17 protein-coding genes and 3 pseudogenes are annotated in these 15478 nt (G+C 61.6%); 5 read left to right on the forward strand and 15 right to left on the reverse strand.

What is annotated here, in order from left to right; genetic code table 11:
- A pseudogene (locus ACZXDY_RS41105) lies at positions 1 to 114 on the reverse strand (NADP-dependent oxidoreductase); the annotation flags it as partial.
- A gap of 121 nt (positions 115 to 235) precedes the next feature.
- On the reverse strand, positions 236 to 853 hold the full coding sequence (locus tag ACZXDY_RS41110; protein ID WP_464349412.1) for a cytochrome P460 family protein: 618 nt from the start codon (positions 851 to 853) through the stop codon (positions 236 to 238).
- 483 nt (positions 854 to 1336) lie between these two features.
- On the opposite strand from ACZXDY_RS41110, the gene ACZXDY_RS41115 reads away from it, so the two are divergent.
- Positions 1337 to 2701: an MFS transporter gene (locus tag ACZXDY_RS41115; protein WP_035691630.1), complete on the forward strand. Its 1365-nt coding sequence runs from the start codon at positions 1337 to 1339 to the stop codon at positions 2699 to 2701.
- Between the two features lies 1 nt (position 2702).
- Positions 2703 to 3404 (forward strand): alpha/beta fold hydrolase, encoded by a 702-nt coding sequence (locus ACZXDY_RS41120; protein WP_028167129.1) that lies wholly within the window; start codon positions 2703 to 2705, stop codon positions 3402 to 3404.
- 172 nt (positions 3405 to 3576) lie between these two features.
- Here ACZXDY_RS41120 and ACZXDY_RS41125 read toward each other — a convergent pair whose 3' ends face one another.
- From ACZXDY_RS41125 to ACZXDY_RS41180, 12 genes are all read right to left on the reverse strand, one after another.
- Positions 3577 to 4917, reverse strand: coding sequence for an MFS transporter (locus ACZXDY_RS41125; protein ID WP_464349413.1), 1341 nt, complete (start codon positions 4915 to 4917; stop codon positions 3577 to 3579).
- Positions 4918 to 4968: 51 nt separating this feature from the next.
- Positions 4969 to 5772: a sensor histidine kinase gene (locus ACZXDY_RS41130; protein WP_464349414.1), complete on the reverse strand. Its 804-nt coding sequence runs from the start codon at positions 5770 to 5772 to the stop codon at positions 4969 to 4971.
- Between the two features lie 70 nt (positions 5773 to 5842).
- Positions 5843 to 6127 (reverse strand): DUF1993 family protein, encoded by a 285-nt coding sequence (locus ACZXDY_RS41135; protein ID WP_464349415.1) that lies wholly within the window; start codon positions 6125 to 6127, stop codon positions 5843 to 5845.
- Positions 6124 to 6378 (reverse strand): DUF1993 family protein, encoded by a 255-nt coding sequence (locus tag ACZXDY_RS41140; RefSeq protein ID WP_464349416.1) that lies wholly within the window; start codon positions 6376 to 6378, stop codon positions 6124 to 6126. The genes ACZXDY_RS41135 and ACZXDY_RS41140 overlap by 4 nt, the downstream gene beginning before the upstream one ends.
- Before the next feature lie 168 nt (positions 6379 to 6546).
- Positions 6547 to 7122 carry a cytochrome P460 family protein gene (locus ACZXDY_RS41145; protein ID WP_464349417.1) on the reverse strand — a complete coding sequence of 192 codons (576 nt, stop codon included), beginning with the start codon at positions 7120 to 7122 and terminating at the stop codon, positions 6547 to 6549.
- 181 nt (positions 7123 to 7303) lie between these two features.
- Positions 7304 to 7615 (reverse strand): GNAT family N-acetyltransferase, encoded by a 312-nt coding sequence (locus tag ACZXDY_RS41150; RefSeq protein WP_464349418.1) that lies wholly within the window; start codon positions 7613 to 7615, stop codon positions 7304 to 7306.
- A gap of 12 nt (positions 7616 to 7627) precedes the next feature.
- Positions 7628 to 8365 carry a peroxiredoxin-like family protein gene (locus tag ACZXDY_RS41155; RefSeq protein WP_464349419.1) on the reverse strand — a complete coding sequence of 246 codons (738 nt, stop codon included), beginning with the start codon at positions 8363 to 8365 and terminating at the stop codon, positions 7628 to 7630.
- A complete protein-coding gene (locus ACZXDY_RS41160; protein ID WP_464349420.1) occupies positions 8362 to 9297 on the reverse strand; it encodes a LysR family transcriptional regulator in 936 nt (311 codons plus the stop codon). Before ACZXDY_RS41160 ends, ACZXDY_RS41155 begins: the two co-directional genes overlap by 4 nt.
- Positions 9298 to 9713: 416 nt before the next feature.
- Complete coding sequence (locus tag ACZXDY_RS41165) at positions 9714 to 10400, reverse strand: antibiotic biosynthesis monooxygenase family protein (RefSeq protein WP_028167123.1); 687 nt, start codon at positions 10398 to 10400, stop codon at positions 9714 to 9716.
- A 208-nt stretch (positions 10401 to 10608) separates the two neighbouring features.
- Positions 10609 to 11355 (reverse strand): ferredoxin reductase, encoded by a 747-nt coding sequence (locus ACZXDY_RS41170; RefSeq protein WP_464349421.1) that lies wholly within the window; start codon positions 11353 to 11355, stop codon positions 10609 to 10611.
- The gene (locus ACZXDY_RS41175) at positions 11348 to 11953 is read right to left on the reverse strand and encodes a sulfite oxidase-like oxidoreductase (protein ID WP_028167121.1); all 606 of its coding nucleotides are present in this window, start codon (positions 11951 to 11953) and stop codon (positions 11348 to 11350) included. Before ACZXDY_RS41175 ends, ACZXDY_RS41170 begins: the two co-directional genes overlap by 8 nt.
- A 431-nt stretch (positions 11954 to 12384) precedes the next feature.
- Positions 12385 to 12798, reverse strand: coding sequence for a cupin domain-containing protein (locus tag ACZXDY_RS41180; protein ID WP_028167120.1), 414 nt, complete (start codon positions 12796 to 12798; stop codon positions 12385 to 12387).
- A gap of 897 nt (positions 12799 to 13695) precedes the next feature.
- On the opposite strand from ACZXDY_RS41180, the pseudogene ACZXDY_RS41185 reads away from it, so the two are divergent.
- The 3 genes and pseudogenes from ACZXDY_RS41185 to ACZXDY_RS41195 all read left to right on the forward strand — a co-directional run.
- Positions 13696 to 13956 (forward strand): annotated as a pseudogene (locus ACZXDY_RS41185) (DsbA family protein); the annotation flags it as partial.
- A 49-nt stretch (positions 13957 to 14005) separates the two neighbouring features.
- Positions 14006 to 14224, forward strand: a complete 219-nt coding sequence (locus tag ACZXDY_RS41190; protein ID WP_464349423.1) for a Na+/H+ antiporter NhaA — start codon at positions 14006 to 14008, stop codon at positions 14222 to 14224.
- Positions 14225 to 14354: 130 nt separating this feature from the next.
- A complete protein-coding gene (locus ACZXDY_RS41195; RefSeq protein ID WP_464349422.1) occupies positions 14355 to 14669 on the forward strand; it encodes a baeRF12 domain-containing protein in 315 nt (104 codons plus the stop codon).
- A gap of 187 nt (positions 14670 to 14856) precedes the next feature.
- Here ACZXDY_RS41195 and ACZXDY_RS41200 read toward each other — a convergent pair.
- Positions 14857 to 15478 (reverse strand): annotated as a pseudogene (locus tag ACZXDY_RS41200) (IS630-like element ISBj5 family transposase); the annotation flags it as partial.

Raw genomic sequence — 15478 nt, forward strand, 5'->3', positions numbered from 1 at the left:
CGACGCATGAACCTGAACGACGACGTCGTTTATCGCTGCCTGCGGCTCGGGCTGCTCCACCAGCTTCATCCCCGCCGCTCCCGCAGCCTGGTCCGTTACCACAATCGCTTTCATGTGAATTGTCTCCTCGGTTGTTTGCCTCTTTGCTGGATATGTTCCAGCGATAAGAGCCCGTTCGACATCTCATGCCAGCGGCATCCCTGTGTTGGTGAACCGGTAGCGTTTGTTGACCATTTCATTTGTCCAGCAGCGGATAGAATTGGGTCCAGACGTCGTCTTTCTTAGCGCTTGCCATGTGGCAGAACGCGCATTCGGACTTTGGCTGCAGCTCGGCTGTCGGTGCCTTCGGCTCGTGGTGATTGAAGTTGTAGTAACCCCAGCCTCCAGTGTCGGCGTAGCGCTTGCTATCCTTGACCGTAACGTCTGCGCCGTTCAGTTTTCCGGGGAAGAAGCCTCGCCCGGAGGCTTCGGTGCGCGATCCATCCGGGTTCTCGGCTGGGAGCGTCAGCTGCAGCTCCTTGAAGAAGATCGTTCCCTCCGGAAACTCACCTGTCTTCTTGTAGATCTCGTATGAGCCCGGCTCGATATAAACGTTGTGAAATTCAGGAAAGTTGGCCTTCCCGCCGTTCAGCGCGTTGGGAGTGAGCGGTGAGCCGACGAACACCCACTCATTGAAGTCCTTCGGCAGGATCAAGTCACCGGACGCGGTATATTCCGGGAGATAGCGCTTGCTCGTCGGTGCGTTGGCGTGATTGGATTCGGACTGCGCGAATACAGCTGTTATGGCAACTGCGCTGGAAACCGCTCCGGCGACCAGTGGGGTAAGGCGCCTACCTTTTTTCTCCACGACCATACTTTTTCCTACGCAATTGAGTAATATCCGTCCGAGACTACCCTGGGCGTTACTCGATGAAATCTGCGACAGTGCTAAGCATTGATCGCAGCGCGGGACGAAATTTTCCAATAGCCGGCATGTATAGTTTCCATAGCAGCGGAGAATGCTGCTGCGACGGCCCTCTCTGCTATTCGTAAATCAAGGCAAGTTGCGCAGACCGCGGCGGCCTCACGCCGCGCGGCGAGGCAATAACGATCGTCTATCGATTCCATGGCAAGAGGCGATTTCCCTCGCCGGGTGGCGACCGCCACGATGTAAGGCCGCTGTCAGAAGTACCTACAACCCAAAACGAGACCGCGAATGACCACTCCTACAAACCAGAGTTGGCGAGCTTGCCACCACGAGGCGCAGCCGTTTGTAGAGCAGTGCGGCCGTTGCGTTATCGATGCAGAACCCTGCCCGCGAGAGCTCGGGCGGGAAGCGCGGCCTCGGCGCCGGCGCATGGTGCTCGCGGCCTGTGTAATCGCGTCCTCGATGGCGTTCATCGATGCGACAGCGCTGCCCGTTGCGTTACCGAGATTGCGGGCTGACTTCGGAGCGGACCTCGCCTCCGTTCAATGGGTTCTCAACGGCTATATGCTGGCGCTCGCCTCGCTGACATTGATCGGCGGCGCGCTCGCGGATGTTTATGGGAAGGCGCGCATGCTCGGGCTCGGTTGCGTCCTATTTGGTCTGGCGTCCGCGGCTTGCGCACTGGCGCCTTCGCCGGCCTGGCTGATCGCTGCCCGCGTCGCGCAGGGAGCGGCCGCGGCGATTGTCACCCCCGCCAGCCTCGCCCTGATCGGCGCCACCTATCCGCGCGCTGAGCGGAACCGGGCGATCGGCGTATGGGCCGCCGCATCGGCTCTCACCACCGCCGGAGGTCCTGTCTTGGGCGGCTGGCTGACTGAGACCTTTGGCTGGCCATCCCTGTTCTGGATCAACCCGCCGCTCGCGCTCTTAGCAGTGGGAGTACTGCTGGTCTTCGCGCCCAAAGATGGCCGCATCCAGCGCCAGTTCGACGTGATTGGTGCCGCGATCCTAGCTTCGGCACTCGGCGCGCTTGCCTGGGCGCTCAGCCAAATCGGACCCAGTGAAGCTTGGGCGGCCGCGGGCGCTTCCGCCCGGACGACCACGGCGCTCACGATCGTCGCCGGGCTCGGCATTGTCGGGCTCGCCGTCTACGCGATCTGGGAGCGCGGAAGCGCACACCCGATGACGCCGCCCCGTCTGGTAGAGAACCGCGCTTTCCTCGGACTGAACGTCGCGACCCTGATGGTCTATACGGGGATTTCGATCATGTTCTTCCTGCTGCCTTTTGACCTCGTCGATCGCCGCGCCCTGTCGTCGACCGATGCCGGGCTGGCATTCCTGCCCTTCACGCTCGGCGTAGGGCTCTTGTCGAATGTCTTCGGTGGCTTGGCGGACAAGATTGGCGCGCGGACCATGCTCATCGCGGGACCGGCAGGTGCCGCACTGGCCTACGTCTGGATGGCGCTTGGTCAGAAAGAAGCCTTGATGCTCGGCGTGATCGTACCGATGGCGCTGCTTGGCCTGTCCTTCGCCGTGCTCGTGGCGCCGCTTACCGCGTCCGTCATGTCGAGTGTTGACCAGACGGACGAAGGGCTCGCCTCCGGCGTCAACAATGCCGCGAGCCGGATTGCGCAACTTGTCGGCGCGGCCCTGGCCGCCGGTGTCGCGTCTTTCGAGTCCGGTTACAAGGTCGGTCTCGTCGTAGCCGCTGCGACTTCGATCTGCGGCGCCATTATTGCTGCAACAACACCGACGCCAGCCGTGGCCATAGCGGGCGGCTCGGGAGAAGCTTAGAATGACAGATTACGTTCTGATCCACGGCGCGTTCCACGGCAGTTGGTGCTGGACTCGCGTGCGCCGCCTCCTGGCCTCAAAAGGCCACCGGGTGTTCACGCCGACGCTGACCGGTCTTGGAGAACGGTCGCATCTCCTGAGCCGTGAGGTCAGCCTCGGCACACACATCGCGGATGTCACCAACCTCATGGCTTGGGAAGAACTGCGCGACATCGTCCTGGTCGGACATTCCTATGCTGGATTTGTCGTGCGTCACGTCGCCGACCGGATGTCGGACCGGATTCGCTCGTTGATCTACCTCGATGCCTTTGTGCCAAACAACGGCAAAACTCTTTTCGACTACGTACCCGATAAGGGCAAGAATTTCCGAGAACTCGCCGCGGCGAACGGCGATGGCTGGAAGGTTCCGCCGCCTCCGGCATCGTTATTGGCAGTGAACGCGGCAGACGCCGATTGGGTTGACCGACAGTGCACGGCGCAGCCATTGTCCACTTTCGAAGCGCCGGCGCAGATCAGCGGCGCTTGTGACGCGATTCCAAACATCGGATACATCCGGGCGCGGAGCTATGACAGCCCTTATTTCGACAGCTTTTACGACCTCGCAGGAGAACGCCGCTGGTGGCGAGAGGAGTTTGCGTGCGGGCATGATGTGATGCTCGACATGCCAAACGAGCTGACGGCCCTGGTGCTGCAGCGGGGGTAGGGAGAGGCCGTATTCGATCCCATTCTAACGGAGGGAAACATTCGCCACGGGGCGGGGTGTTGGTGATCTCGGCCGCTAAGGGATAGGTGTTGTATGCTCTATGTACCGAAATCCCATGTCCGGACATGGCCACGCAACTTTCGACGAGGTGCTGGCGTCCCGCATTTTGACGCTATCTGAACCGACGGGCGCTGCTGGTAGCGGCTCCCATCAGAGCGAAGGCCATTCCGGCGACAAGACAAAAGACCTCGCCATGATCTCCGCCCAAGCCGAAGATCAGCGAGACCAAGGCGGAACCAAGTGACCATCCGACGTAGCGAGCCGCGGCATTCATCCCACTCGCCGCCCCGCTGCGCCCTATGGGTCCAGCCGTCATCATCGCAGTGTTGTTCGGGGTCTGGAAAAGGCCAAAGCCGATACCGCAAAGGGCGAGGCGCCAAACGACATCCCACTTCGCCGGAGTTGTCGGCAAGAAGACCGTCAGAAGCAAACCGGCCGCCAACAATGCCAAGCCAATGCTGCAAATCACCGAGGCGGGGTAGCGGATTGTCAAGCGGCCGGCGATTGGAGCCGTGATGGCAGTCATGACCGGCCAGGGCGTCAAGAGAAAGCCTGTTTCCACGGCCGAAAGATGCATCCCCGCCTCAAATAGAAACGGCAAGGAGACGTAAGCCAGGATTTGTGCGGCATAGGAGCAGACAGATGTCCACGCCGATAGTGTAAACAGAGGTATACGGAAAAGATCGAATGGCAGCATCGGCATAGGGTGCTGGAGCTGTTGTCGAACGAAGAGGCTGAAGCAGAAAAGACCTGCGACGATCTCTCCCATCGCAATGCGCCCATCGCCAATACCCAGCGTACCGACACCGACGACGAAAAGCCCGAACGCCAGCGCATTGAGAGCGGCCCCGATCAGATCGAGAGGGCGAGGAACCCGAACGTCTGATGGTGCAGCGGCAATAAATAGCGGTACCGCGAGTCCGAATGGCACATTCACCAGAAACAACCAGGGCCATTTTGCCACGGCAAGTATTGTCGCCGCGATGGTAGGCCCTAATGCTCCAGGTATCGCCACCGCTAATGCGACCATCGCGAGGCCCTTACTGACCATGCGGTGCGGATAGATCACGCGTACAAATGCAACGCCGGCCACAGAAACCCCGGCCGCTCCGATACCCTGAATCAAGCGCGCACTCACCAGCATCGGTAATGTTGGAGCGAAAGCGCAACCTAACGACGCGAGAACAAAAATAGCTAGACCCGCGGCATAAACGCGCTTCAGACCGAGTGACTCGACCAGACTTGCGACGGGCAACAAGCAGACTGTTGCCGAAAGCTGATAGGCATTCACGACCCAAACGGTCGCCGCGTCACCACTAGCGAATGAACGCGAGATATTGGGTAAGGCGATATTCACGATCGCGCTTCCGAGGGAACTTAGGCCAAGTCCAAGCAAGATGCAGAGCATTGCCCAGCGGCGCTGAGATGCCGTTAAACATTCGACGCCGCCCATCAGAATGCAATCTCTGACGCGGCCTTTCGGCCGCCGACTTTGCGCATACTCTCAGCTTTCGGCGGCAGTCGGTAAGTAGAGCTTTATGCATGTGCCCTGTTGCGGCATGCTGTGAACTTCAATGTGGCCGCGCGCCTGATCAACAAAATGGCGTATCATTGGAAGTCCAAGCCCGGTTCCGACGCCTTGTGGCTTCGTCGTAAAGAATGGTTCAAATACCTTTTCCAGGACGTCGGAGGTAATGCCACATCCAGAATCAGTGACGCATAGGGAAACATACTCTTGGCCATCGTCGCCTTTGGGCGAGTAAGTCTTCCTGGTCTCGATTGTAATGATACCTCCCTTGGGCATTGCGTCTCGGCTGTTTATCACAAGGTTTATAATCGCGCATTCGAGCAGGTGAGAATCACATCGGATCCGAGTTGCTGAATCCGATAAAGCCAAGCGTAGCACGATTCCTTCTCCGACGACGCAGCGCAGCAGATCACTCATTGAAAGGAGGGCATCGTTAAGGTGAAATAGATTGTCTGATTGACGAACCGTTTTACGCGCAACAGTCATAAGACGATGCGCGAGGTCGCTGGCGCTAACGAGTGACCGTTCCGCAACTTCTATGAGAGAACCGAGGTCAGACGTGCACCCGGCGGCAACGCGCACGCGTATCATGCTGAGGGCGCTGGCCATGCTCTGCAATCTATTATTAAAGTCGTGAGCAACCCCGCTTGCGAGCAGGTCGATCATATGCATGGCGTTGTCTCGCCGAAACGTCTCATGGAAACTCATGCAATTCGCGCCTCCAGCCCCGAAGTCCGCTTCGCTTTGCAGCGCGCCAATGACCTCTTGCAACTCGCTCACTATCGGCGTCCCCTGAACTTGCTTTCTTGTCTTGAAGGCCTCGGGCCATGCCCGGCGCCTCAAGCGCCTCTCACGAGTAGTCGCCGCCGCTCTGCTGAGTGTGGTTGCCGAGGTAGTCGCGTTTTCCGATCTTCGCTCCGAGGTGCCGAAGGATCGCGTGCGCAATCGAGATGTGGAAGAAGAAGTCGGGTAGCACCAAGTGCCTGATGTAGTCGTCGCCGCCGAACCACCCGCGCACGATAGGCGGCGTCAGCTCGTACGTGTGCGACCGCGCGCCGGCAATCTCGTCCGGCTGCACGTTTTGCAGAAGCCGAGGGTCTCGAGGGAGCCGCTCCCTCAATGCCGGGTACATCATGACGGTGTTGTGGGGTCCTGGCGCGTGTCGCGCTGCATCAGCTTCGCCATGTGCGCATCGACCTTATTGCAGCTTACGGAAAACTTTTCTCCGAAAGTCAGCATGTCGGACGCAAGCCGCTCGCCAAGGATCCTTCCAGGCTCAATCCCCTTGGTTCGCTCGAGCGCTTGGGCGTAGTCGAGATAGTCGTCCATCACGTTCAGTCCGTGCACCATGACAGGGACCGTGATGTCATAGACCGAGAAAGACACGTCGAACTCCATGCGCTCGTTTGTACTCTGAACGTCGGGTCGGACCGGAAAGGTCGATAACTGAAACGAATGGTCACAATAGGCTCTCCAATCTTCTTGCCGCACCAGCTTGTCGGCATGACCCCCGCGAAACCGCAGCAAGAGGAGAGCGTCCACGCATACGGTCGCCTAGTGACGCAGGGCGGGATATCCATTCACATAAATCCAGTCCGTGGCCTGGGCCGGCACGTGGCACCCCTGGCAATCGGAATGGTAGTCCGTCGAGGTGGTCTTGAGCGGCTTGTCCGCGTCGAACCACGACCATCCCCACCCGTCGCCCCACAAGGGGTTGCCGGGGTGCGTTCCCTTGCTGTCTCTCACCATGACGAACCAACCCTTGAGCTTGTCGGCGTGGCTTACCGTGCCGGTGGTCATCTCGTTCGTCGAAGTCTCGAAGACCTCTTTCACCAGCACAGCGCCGTCCGGGAAGTGCCCGGTCTTCCGGTAGGCGTCGATCGCCCCCGGGGATGCGTAGACGGCGTGGATTTCTTTCGAGCCCTGGACGTTGTCGGCGGCAATCGCCCAGCTCCCGAGCGCTTGGTAGAGGGTTCGGTAGTCCGCCGGCACGCGCAGGTGCCCGGCGGCGTCCACCACGTTCGCGGTCGGGCCGGCCGGAGCAGTTCCGCTGATCTGCGCGAGTGCTACCACGGTGCCGACGACCAGCGAGACGGCGACGGCCAAGCCGACGGTCCTCGATAATTTCATGGGGATCTCCTTTGCTACTCGCGCGCGGCACGATGACTCGGCGCAACGGCTTCAATCACTGTTTCAATCGCTGTGGAGGCGACCGCGTTTGCTCGGCCGGCCTAGCAGGCCCAACAATCGGACGCCGACGACGAAATTAGAAATTCCCTTTGGACATGCATTTTATAGGCGCGAGGTATCGTCATCCAAAATCGCTGTACACGCTGGCGTCCCGTCCGTCCGCGATCAGCCGTCGAGGAGGGTGCCGGGCGGCGTAGGAGGACATCAAGGGGCACTTCGCGATTACTCTTTTCCCGTCGCGTCGCAACGCTTCGAAAACGCCATGCGCCAGCCTCGATCCGTACCCCAGGCCGGATAGCTCTTGTGGCACCTCCGTGTGGAGCAGGACGACGCGACCGTCTTCGATCTTGTAGTAGGCGACTGCGAGCGCGCCGTCGCCGAGGAACATTTCAAACCGGGTCATCGCCGGATTGTCCCGGATGTCGCTTTCCACCTTCTGCCTCCCTCACTTGGACGTGAAAGCGGCCTGGCGCAGCGAGGCCAAGATTTGCGCCGGCTCCTCCCGTATCGTGAAGTCGGGCTCGACGAACGCGCTGCGGATCCGGCCTTCTGCGTCGATCACGTAGGTCGCGGGAATGGGCAACATCCACACCGGTGATCCGTGCCGGGCGCCGAAGTCGAACCCTAGCCCGGAATAGTGCGCCTTGATCTCGTCGGGCACCCGGAACAGCACGCCGTACGACATGGCAACGCCGTAGTCGACGTCGGAGAGTACCTTCAGGTCCAAGCCGAGACTCCGCTTGAGCTGCCGCGGGAAGTCCCTCGTCTCGGGTGTCACGACTGCGAGGGTCGCGCCGATGCTCTCGAACTCATCCTTCGCCGCCTGGAGGGCGCAGAGCTCCGCGCTGCAGAACGGACACCAGCCGCCTCGAAAGAAACTCAGGACGAGGGGGCCGTTGCGGCGCAGCTGTTCGGAGGAGTGGAGACGGCCGTCGGCGTCCGGCAGGAGGAATTCCGGCGCGTCGTCTCCGACCTTCAACGCGTGCGATGCCACGTCTGTATCGCGGAGCCAGGCCACGAGGTGGTTGTATAACTCCCAGTCCGCGGCACTGAACGTCGTCAGCAGCTCGGTGCGAATCCGGGTGAGTGTCTTGTCGGTCTGGTTTAGCATCGGTGGGGAGTCATCAGGCTGAGGATCGATTGGTTGGAAACAATTGGCCGCCGGCGCGCGTGTCGTGGTCATGCGGGCGCCCTCGCCACCTCCGGGACCGTCGCGTGCGGCACGTCCCGGTCGGCGACTTCGACCGACCAGTCGCGAAGCCGCGCGACCTTGACGAAAGCGTCCAGCGCCGGCGAGTAGCGGCGCCCCTGCACAGCCAGTAGCCGCACCTCCCGCGAAACCGGGTCGCCTTCGAGCGGAATGGTCTTAAGTGTCGGAAGGCGTGGCATGTGCTCGGGCGCGAGTATCACGCCGAAGCCAGCGGCGGCCATATGCTGCAGATGCAAGTCGTGACCGCTGCAGTGACCGAGTTGGGGCGGTTCCTCGGGGAAATATGATTGCTGGATCTTCGCGGCGACGTCGCAGTCGGCGCGTTCCAGCAAGATGGTCTCACGGAGGTCGTCGATGCCGATCGACCGACGATTTGCGAGCCGGTGTGTCGGCGCGAGAACCACGACATAGCGCTCCTCGAACAGCGACCAGTCGTCGATGCGGGCAGGCACGTCCTGCACGTCGCCGACCATTGCGGCGTTGATCTCCCCCTCAAGCAAGAGATCGACGAGCTTCTCCGCTGCGCCCTCGCGCAGCTCGACGTGAAGCCCAGGGACGAACTTTGCGATCTCCGCGATCGGATCGAGGACGAGCGACGCCGAGATGGATGGGGCGAGGCCGATCTTCAGTGGCGCGACGTCCTTGCGTTGGAACTCCTGTGCCCTCCGACGCACCGCCTCTGCCGAGGCCAGTGTGCGCTCCAGCATCGGAAGGACTTCCTTTCCAAGATCGGTGAGTTGGGTCAGCTGGCGTTCGCGGTAGATCAACTGGCCGCCGAGTTCCTGCTCGAGCTTCTGCACCCCCTTGGTCAGGGCGGGCTGCGTGACATTGCACTGCTCGGCCGCGCGGGTGAAGTTGAGTGTGGACGCGACGGCGAGGAAGTAGCGAACCTGATGAAGCTCCATGGGTTGTTCTCCGTCAAGGTGCGGCTGTCGATACTGACGAGCCTTTGCACTCGACGACGTGATGGGCACGTCGCAATCATGGGGCGTAGATGCTACTTGCATGCACACGTTGGAACGGCTCGGTCCATTGATTTGGACGCACGGACACGCTTTCCGGAACTTCTGAGAGCCGGCCAGTGCGCTGCGAGGTGTGCGAGAGTCGGACGGGCCGCCACGCCAAGTGTACGCGATCCCATGGCATGATCGTCAGCGCTGAGATCAATCGTTCGGCAACAAGCCGCAGCAAGCCTCAACGACAATTCGTCAACCGCCAATACGTCTGTTTCCCACGAAGTTTGGCGAAAGTGCGGGACTGGGTGGCAGGGCGAACGCAGACTCGAACTCGCGGCAGGCTGGCCTTTCCCGACGGAGCCGTGTCAGGCGCGGAGGGTCTCGCCGCCCTTGGCATCTGCGTAGTATTGAGGCGCCTCGCGACGGTCGTATTTCCCGTAGTGGCGGACGATCCTCACCCTCCGGATTCTTGCCTTGTCATTCGGCGCGAAAGCGTCCTCATAGGCCTGCGCTGCAGCGGCGTCCTTCCAGGATATGAGCAGAATCAGGTCGCCGGGCGCGAGCACGGCGTCGAAGATGTCCCAGGACGTGCAGTCGGCGGCCCAAGGGTTCAGTCCGAGCCACTCGGCGCAGTCGTATGGGTTGTTGGTCTGCTTCCACTCCGCGGGGCGCGTCGCGTTGATCAGCGTGACCGTCGTTCCCTCCCCGACCTCGGTCTCGTCGAGCCGCTGCTCGTTGAGGGCGTACCCCGCGGGTATCTGATTGTCAGCTGTGATCTGGCCGACACGCAGGTGGTAGTCTGCGAGGATTTTGTCGCGGCCCTTCTGCTGAACCTCGTGATGGCTCATGCGGGTGCGCCAGCGGACGAGCGACTTCTCGTCGCGCCAGTTCGAAAGCGAAAGGATCCAGCCCTCGCGGGTCAGGCTCTTGTAGCGGATGTTGTCGACGAAGCCCTCGACCTGCTCCAACTCAGGGCGCAGCATCTTGGCGTTGTCGAGGTAGTCATCCCAGTTCTCTTTGTTGGGGAGGACTTCGAAAATCACTGAAAACATGGTCTTATTCCACTTCTAGAGTGCTGCGAGAAGTCGATCTCGATGTCGGAGTACCCGCGCCATGCGCGCCGACTTCGCAGCAGAAGATCTTTGAGTCGTCGAGATCGATCGTCTTGGACAGGATCCGCATAGCCCCCGTTTTGTTCACTGTTGCGTATCCTTCCATTCAGCGAAAATCATCCTCCCGCGGCGCGAGAGGGATCGTCTCTCAAGCGCCGTAGCGTTCGGTCTTGATCGCGCTGGGTTCCAGTCCCAAAGTGAGCGCGGCGTCCGCCGCGATGTCGACGAAGGCGTTCGCCCCGCACACGAAGGCGCAGCCGGGGGACACAGGCAGCCGCTCCGCGACGTCAGCGACCATCCTGCCGTCGATCCGCCTGCTGAAGTCGGTGCGGCGCATCGCAGGCTCGCGTGTCAGAGCGAAGGCCAGCACGAAATCGGGAAGCGACCTCTCGAGCTCGAGGAGTTCGTCCCTGAACAGCACGTCATCCCACGTCCTGGAGGAGAGCAACAGCGCGACAGGCACTGGCTCTCCGCTGGCCTTCCGATACCGGATCATCGCCATGAGCGGCACGACTCCGGAGCCGGCGCCGATCAAGAGCACTGGCTTGTTGGAAGGCCCCGGCCAGAGAAAGTGGCCGCCAAGCGGCCCGCGAAGCTCGATCGTGTCGCCTACTTGGACGACCTCGTGGAAGAACGGGGAGACCTCACCGTCCGGGAGGCGCTCGATCGCCAGCTCGATCACCTTGGAATCGCTCGGGGCCGAGGCGATCGAGTAGCTGCGCATGGCACTGTAGCCGTTGGGCGCAGTCAGCCGCACGTCAACGTGCTGTCCGGCCGTATAGTCGAACGGTTCGGAGAGGCGGAGAAAGAAGCTCTTGATAGCCGGCGTTCTCGTCGCGACCTCGACAATCGCACAGCTCTGCCATCGCGCGGTTGCGGCAATCGCCTCAGTCATTCGTGTATCGCTGCTCATTCCACGGATCGCCGTACATGTGGTACCCGCGCAGCTCCCAGAAGCCGGCCTCGTCGCGCTCCGTGAACTGAAGCCCGTTCACCCACTTCGCCGACTTCCAGAAGTAGAGATGCGGCACGAGCAGGCGCGCCGGCCCCCCATGGTCGCGCGGCAGCGGCTGGCCTTCGTACTTGAGCGCGACCATCGCCTTCCCCGTTGCGAGGTCGGCAAGCGGCACGTTGGTCGAGTATCCGTCATAGCAATGTGCGAGTGCAAACGGAGTGGGTGCGCTAAGGCCGGCGTCAGCGAGGATGTCGTCGACGGCCACACCTTCCCAGGCGGTGTTGAGCTTCGACCACGAGGTCACGCAGTGGATGTCCCGCGTCATCTTGGTTCGTGGGAGCGCGTTGAACTCCGACCAGTTCCACGCTTTGACCGGACGAGGTCCGACCTTGAGCGTGAAAGTCCAGTCCGCGGGCTCGATTCGCGGCGTGGGGCCGGCCGTAAGCACCGGGAAATTGTCGACGAGGTGCTGTCCCGGGGGAATCCGGTCCGATGGTTCTGATCCGGATTGGCGGCCTGTGAAACCACGAGTGACCATAGCGGATTTCCTCTCGGCGGGTGAAAGGAGCTTAGTCCCGCACAACAAGCTAAGCTGCTGTGCGCTAGATGAGCAAGGTACCGGCGAAGCATGGAATTCCGCTCGGGGAATGGGAAATGACGTCACGCCATGAAGTCGATAGCCGCGCGTTATGATGCCCGTAGGCACGTGAACACCGCTTCGCAGTCGCCGATGGGAAGCGCCGCACTCGCACCACAGCATGCCAAGCGTCTTTCTGCCATTCCGATAACGGTCGGCTATCGACTTCATGGCGAGAGATGATTTTCCTTTAGGCCGTCATAGACCCAATCTTCGAGCCATTGTCGCTCGCCTAGGCCGGCGCGTGGAATCAATCATTTGGCGCGGTCGCGCGCGGCCGGCACCCGGGCCCGAGCGGGCGCACGGTCGCGAACGCCGCGCCGCGGTCCCGCCTAGGGGAACGTCAGGCCGAAAGCAGCCGGATCGGGCTTCTCGCCTTTCCGGGGGACCAAGAAGCGCTCCAGCCCACCCGGCACGAAGCTGAGCAGCAGGGTCGCCTGGTCGCCGACGACCTCGATCGTATGCGGCACACCGCGGGGAAGAGCCGCGTAGGCGCCCGGCCCGACCTCGACGCGCGCATCGCCGACCCGCGCGATTAGCTGCCCCTGCACCACGTAGACCAGTTCGTCCTCGCGCGAGTGGGTGTGCAGCGGCGGCTCCTCCCCGGCCCGCACCGTCCACAGGACAGCGCCATATTCGCTTCCGGTCTGGCTGCTCTCCACTTTCATCTCGACGCTTGAGCCCCCGCTCGAGGTCACCGTCTCGCCGCCCTGGGGCGGCGTGAGAACCGGCTTCTTCACTGACATTTGTAGCCTCCTGATTGTGGACCCTTGTTCGGGTGTCGGAGTGGCGGCGAAAGGTTGCCGCTCACGCTCGTAAGCATGGGATTGCGCGCGGCGAATGGGAAATGACATCACGCCATGAAGTCGATAGCCGCGCGTTATGATGGCCGTAGGCACGTGAACATCTCTTCGCGGTCGGCCAGAGTTCCGCTCGGGCGAGTGCTCGCAGACGGAAGCGCCGCACTCCCTCCGCAGCGGCGCCAAGCGTCTCTCAGCCATTCCCGATAACTGTCGGCTATCGACTCCATGGCGAGAGATGATTTTCCTTTAGACCGTCATAGACTCAATCTTCGGGCTGTAGTCGCCCGCCCTCGTTTTGCGGGCCGAAGTCGGCGTTCCATTGAACGATCGCAAGCCAGGAGGTCCGACATGCAGATCAAAGAGACACCTCACGTTGCCTTCCCCCGCGTCGAGAGCCCTCCGCTGGAGGATGTCATCGTGCTCGCGGACAGCGCCGGCGTCGCGCTTGGAGTACAGCGCACATTCGGTGCGAGGGTGCGGAGCGTCCGCCACGACGGCAGCGGCCTCATCGCGTCCAGGTTCATGGAGATTCCGCTCGTCGGGCGTGGCGGCGAGATCTCCGGGGTCCTGTGCCGGACCGCCCCGCGGTCCGACACACGCGGCGTGTTCTCCTCCCGCAGGCCGGAGGAGGCGGGGGCGATCGGGGACGTAGCGCAGTTCGTGGTCCACGACGTCAACAACCTTCCCGCTGTGATCGGCAGCGGCCTGCGGCTGCTCGAGCGCCCGAGCGACGCCGCATACCGCAAGGCCAGTCAGCAAGATGCAGCACGCGATCACGCAAGCAGCGTTGCTCAGCCGTCAGTTCCTCGACGCTGCACGGCCACGCGCCGAGGCTCAGCGATGGAGCTCATAATCCCGCCCGGCCGCCTCGACCGTCCGGTCGACCACGAGACGGACCACGTGCTTGGCCCCACCGATGCCGAGATCACGCTCGTCGAGTACAGCAGCTACGCTTGCCCGCACTGCAGGGCTGCCGACGAGCCCATCGCGCAAGCGCGCGACCAACTTGGCGACCGCGTCTGCTACGCCTTCCGCCACAGGCCGCTCACGGACAACAGCCTTGCGTTTCGGGCCGCCGAGTTCGCTGAGCTTGCCCAGACGCCCGAGGCGTTCTGGTCCGCGCAAGCCGGCGGAGTACACGTGGCGGCAGTTGGCCGGGGCAGGAGCCCTCGCTGGCATCGGTTTCACGATGTCGCTCTTCATCACCGGGCAGGCGTTTCCAAGAGCCACCGACTTCTCAGCCGCCAAGATCGCCGTGTTCGCCGCGTCGATTCTTTCGGCCGTCGTTGGGACTGCCCCGCTCTGGGGAGCTTCGCGCCTGCAGCTTATCGAAAAGGCGCCGCAGAGCGCCGGCATGCAAGTATCATAACCGGCCGGCGTTATGCGGGATCGTGAACGGGAGGTCTTTCGATGATTCTACCTATCGGTACGACAGTCGCAGTCGCTGACGGCGGACGATCCGCCTGTTCCACAATACAGGCGTGAAACCTGGGATGCACTTGGTCGAGATCACGGCGGCTCCGCCTGCGCCCGCCCGCTCAGGCTCGGGTGCGCGCCATCACACCGGCTCTGCCAACCCCGATGGCAGGCGGCTTGTCGAAGACGACTTCGCGGCAGCGACGGCCGCGTTTCTGAACAAGCTAAGCCTGGACGGGACCATAGAACACCTGGTCGTTGTCTCCGATCCCAGGACCCTGGGCGAGATGCGCAAGCACTTCCACCGCGACCTGAGAGGCAAGATCATAGGCGAGTTCGCGAAGGACTTCAGCCGGCGTCCACTCGAGGACATCGCTTCACTGATCGCCAATGCCTGACGCGCGCCTCTGGAAACGGCTGCCGGGGCAAGCCTGTCTAGTCATAGCCTGCACGAATAGCGGCTGCTACCGACACTGAAGACAGCCCCGTTAGAGCGTTCAGGAAAAACCGACCGTTATCGTTTTCGAGCGAAGTGGACACCGGTTCGCAGAAAACGCGTCAAAACAAGAATCTAGTCACGTGAATCTAAAGTTCGCCACATAAAGTCTGCTGGGCTTTGTGGCAGAAGCGTTTGACAGAAGCCAAGATCTGGTCTGCGGACTTGGTCCATTTGAAGGGCTTCGGGTTGTTGTTGTGCCGTTCGATGAAGGTACGGATGTCGGCCTCGAGCTGTCTGACGGAGGTGTGAACACCTCGCTGGATTTGCTTTCTGGTGAGCTCAGCGAACCAGCGCTCGATCTGATTGATCCATGACGCAGAAGTCGGCGTGAAGTGAACATGATAGTGTGGCCGGCGAGCGAGCCACGCTTTGATCTTGGGCGTCTTGTGGGTGGCGTAGTTGTCCATGACGATATGGACAGCGAGCCCCTCAGGAATTCGAGCGTCGATCTCTTTGAGGAACTTCAAGAACTCGACCGCCCGATGGCGCTTGTAGCATTTGCCAATGACAAACCCGGAAGCGACGTCGAGCGCGGCAAAAAGCGTGGTCGTGCCATGCCGCACGTAGCTGTGCGTGCGACGTTCCGGTACGCCAGGCATCATCGGCAAGACCGGTTGCTCGCGATCGAGTGCTTGTATTTGACTCTTTTCATCAACGCTGAGGACAACGGCTCGGTTCGGTGGGGACAGGTAAAGCCCGACAATATCG

It is taken from the genome of Bradyrhizobium sp. LeoB3, assembly GCF_055456055.1.

What these genes read in the sequence shown, in the direction of transcription:
- ACZXDY_RS41110 (WP_464349412.1), bottom strand. Translation starts at nt 853, where the DNA reads ATGGTCGTGGAGAAAAAAGGTAGGCGCCTTACCCCACTGGTCGCCGGA.
- ACZXDY_RS41170 (WP_464349421.1), bottom strand. Translation starts at nt 11,355, where the DNA reads ATGACTGAGGCGATTGCCGCAACCGCGCGATGGCAGAGCTGTGCGATT.
- ACZXDY_RS41180 (WP_028167120.1), bottom strand. Translation starts at nt 12,798, where the DNA reads ATGTCAGTGAAGAAGCCGGTTCTCACGCCGCCCCAGGGCGGCGAGACG.
- ACZXDY_RS41155 (WP_464349419.1), bottom strand. Translation starts at nt 8,365, where the DNA reads ATGACCACGACACGCGCGCCGGCGGCCAATTGTTTCCAACCAATCGAT.
- ACZXDY_RS41135 (WP_464349415.1), bottom strand. Translation starts at nt 6,127, where the DNA reads ATGATGTACCCGGCATTGAGGGAGCGGCTCCCTCGAGACCCTCGGCTT.
- ACZXDY_RS41115 (WP_035691630.1), top strand. Translation starts at nt 1,337, where the DNA reads ATGGTGCTCGCGGCCTGTGTAATCGCGTCCTCGATGGCGTTCATCGAT.
- ACZXDY_RS41160 (WP_464349420.1), bottom strand. Translation starts at nt 9,297, where the DNA reads ATGGAGCTTCATCAGGTTCGCTACTTCCTCGCCGTCGCGTCCACACTC.
- ACZXDY_RS41120 (WP_028167129.1), top strand. Translation starts at nt 2,703, where the DNA reads ATGACAGATTACGTTCTGATCCACGGCGCGTTCCACGGCAGTTGGTGC.
- ACZXDY_RS41145 (WP_464349417.1), bottom strand. Translation starts at nt 7,122, where the DNA reads ATGAAATTATCGAGGACCGTCGGCTTGGCCGTCGCCGTCTCGCTGGTC.
- ACZXDY_RS41125 (WP_464349413.1), bottom strand. Translation starts at nt 4,917, where the DNA reads ATGGGCGGCGTCGAATGTTTAACGGCATCTCAGCGCCGCTGGGCAATG.
- ACZXDY_RS41165 (WP_028167123.1), bottom strand. Translation starts at nt 10,400, where the DNA reads ATGTTTTCAGTGATTTTCGAAGTCCTCCCCAACAAAGAGAACTGGGAT.
- ACZXDY_RS41175 (WP_028167121.1), bottom strand. Translation starts at nt 11,953, where the DNA reads ATGGTCACTCGTGGTTTCACAGGCCGCCAATCCGGATCAGAACCATCG.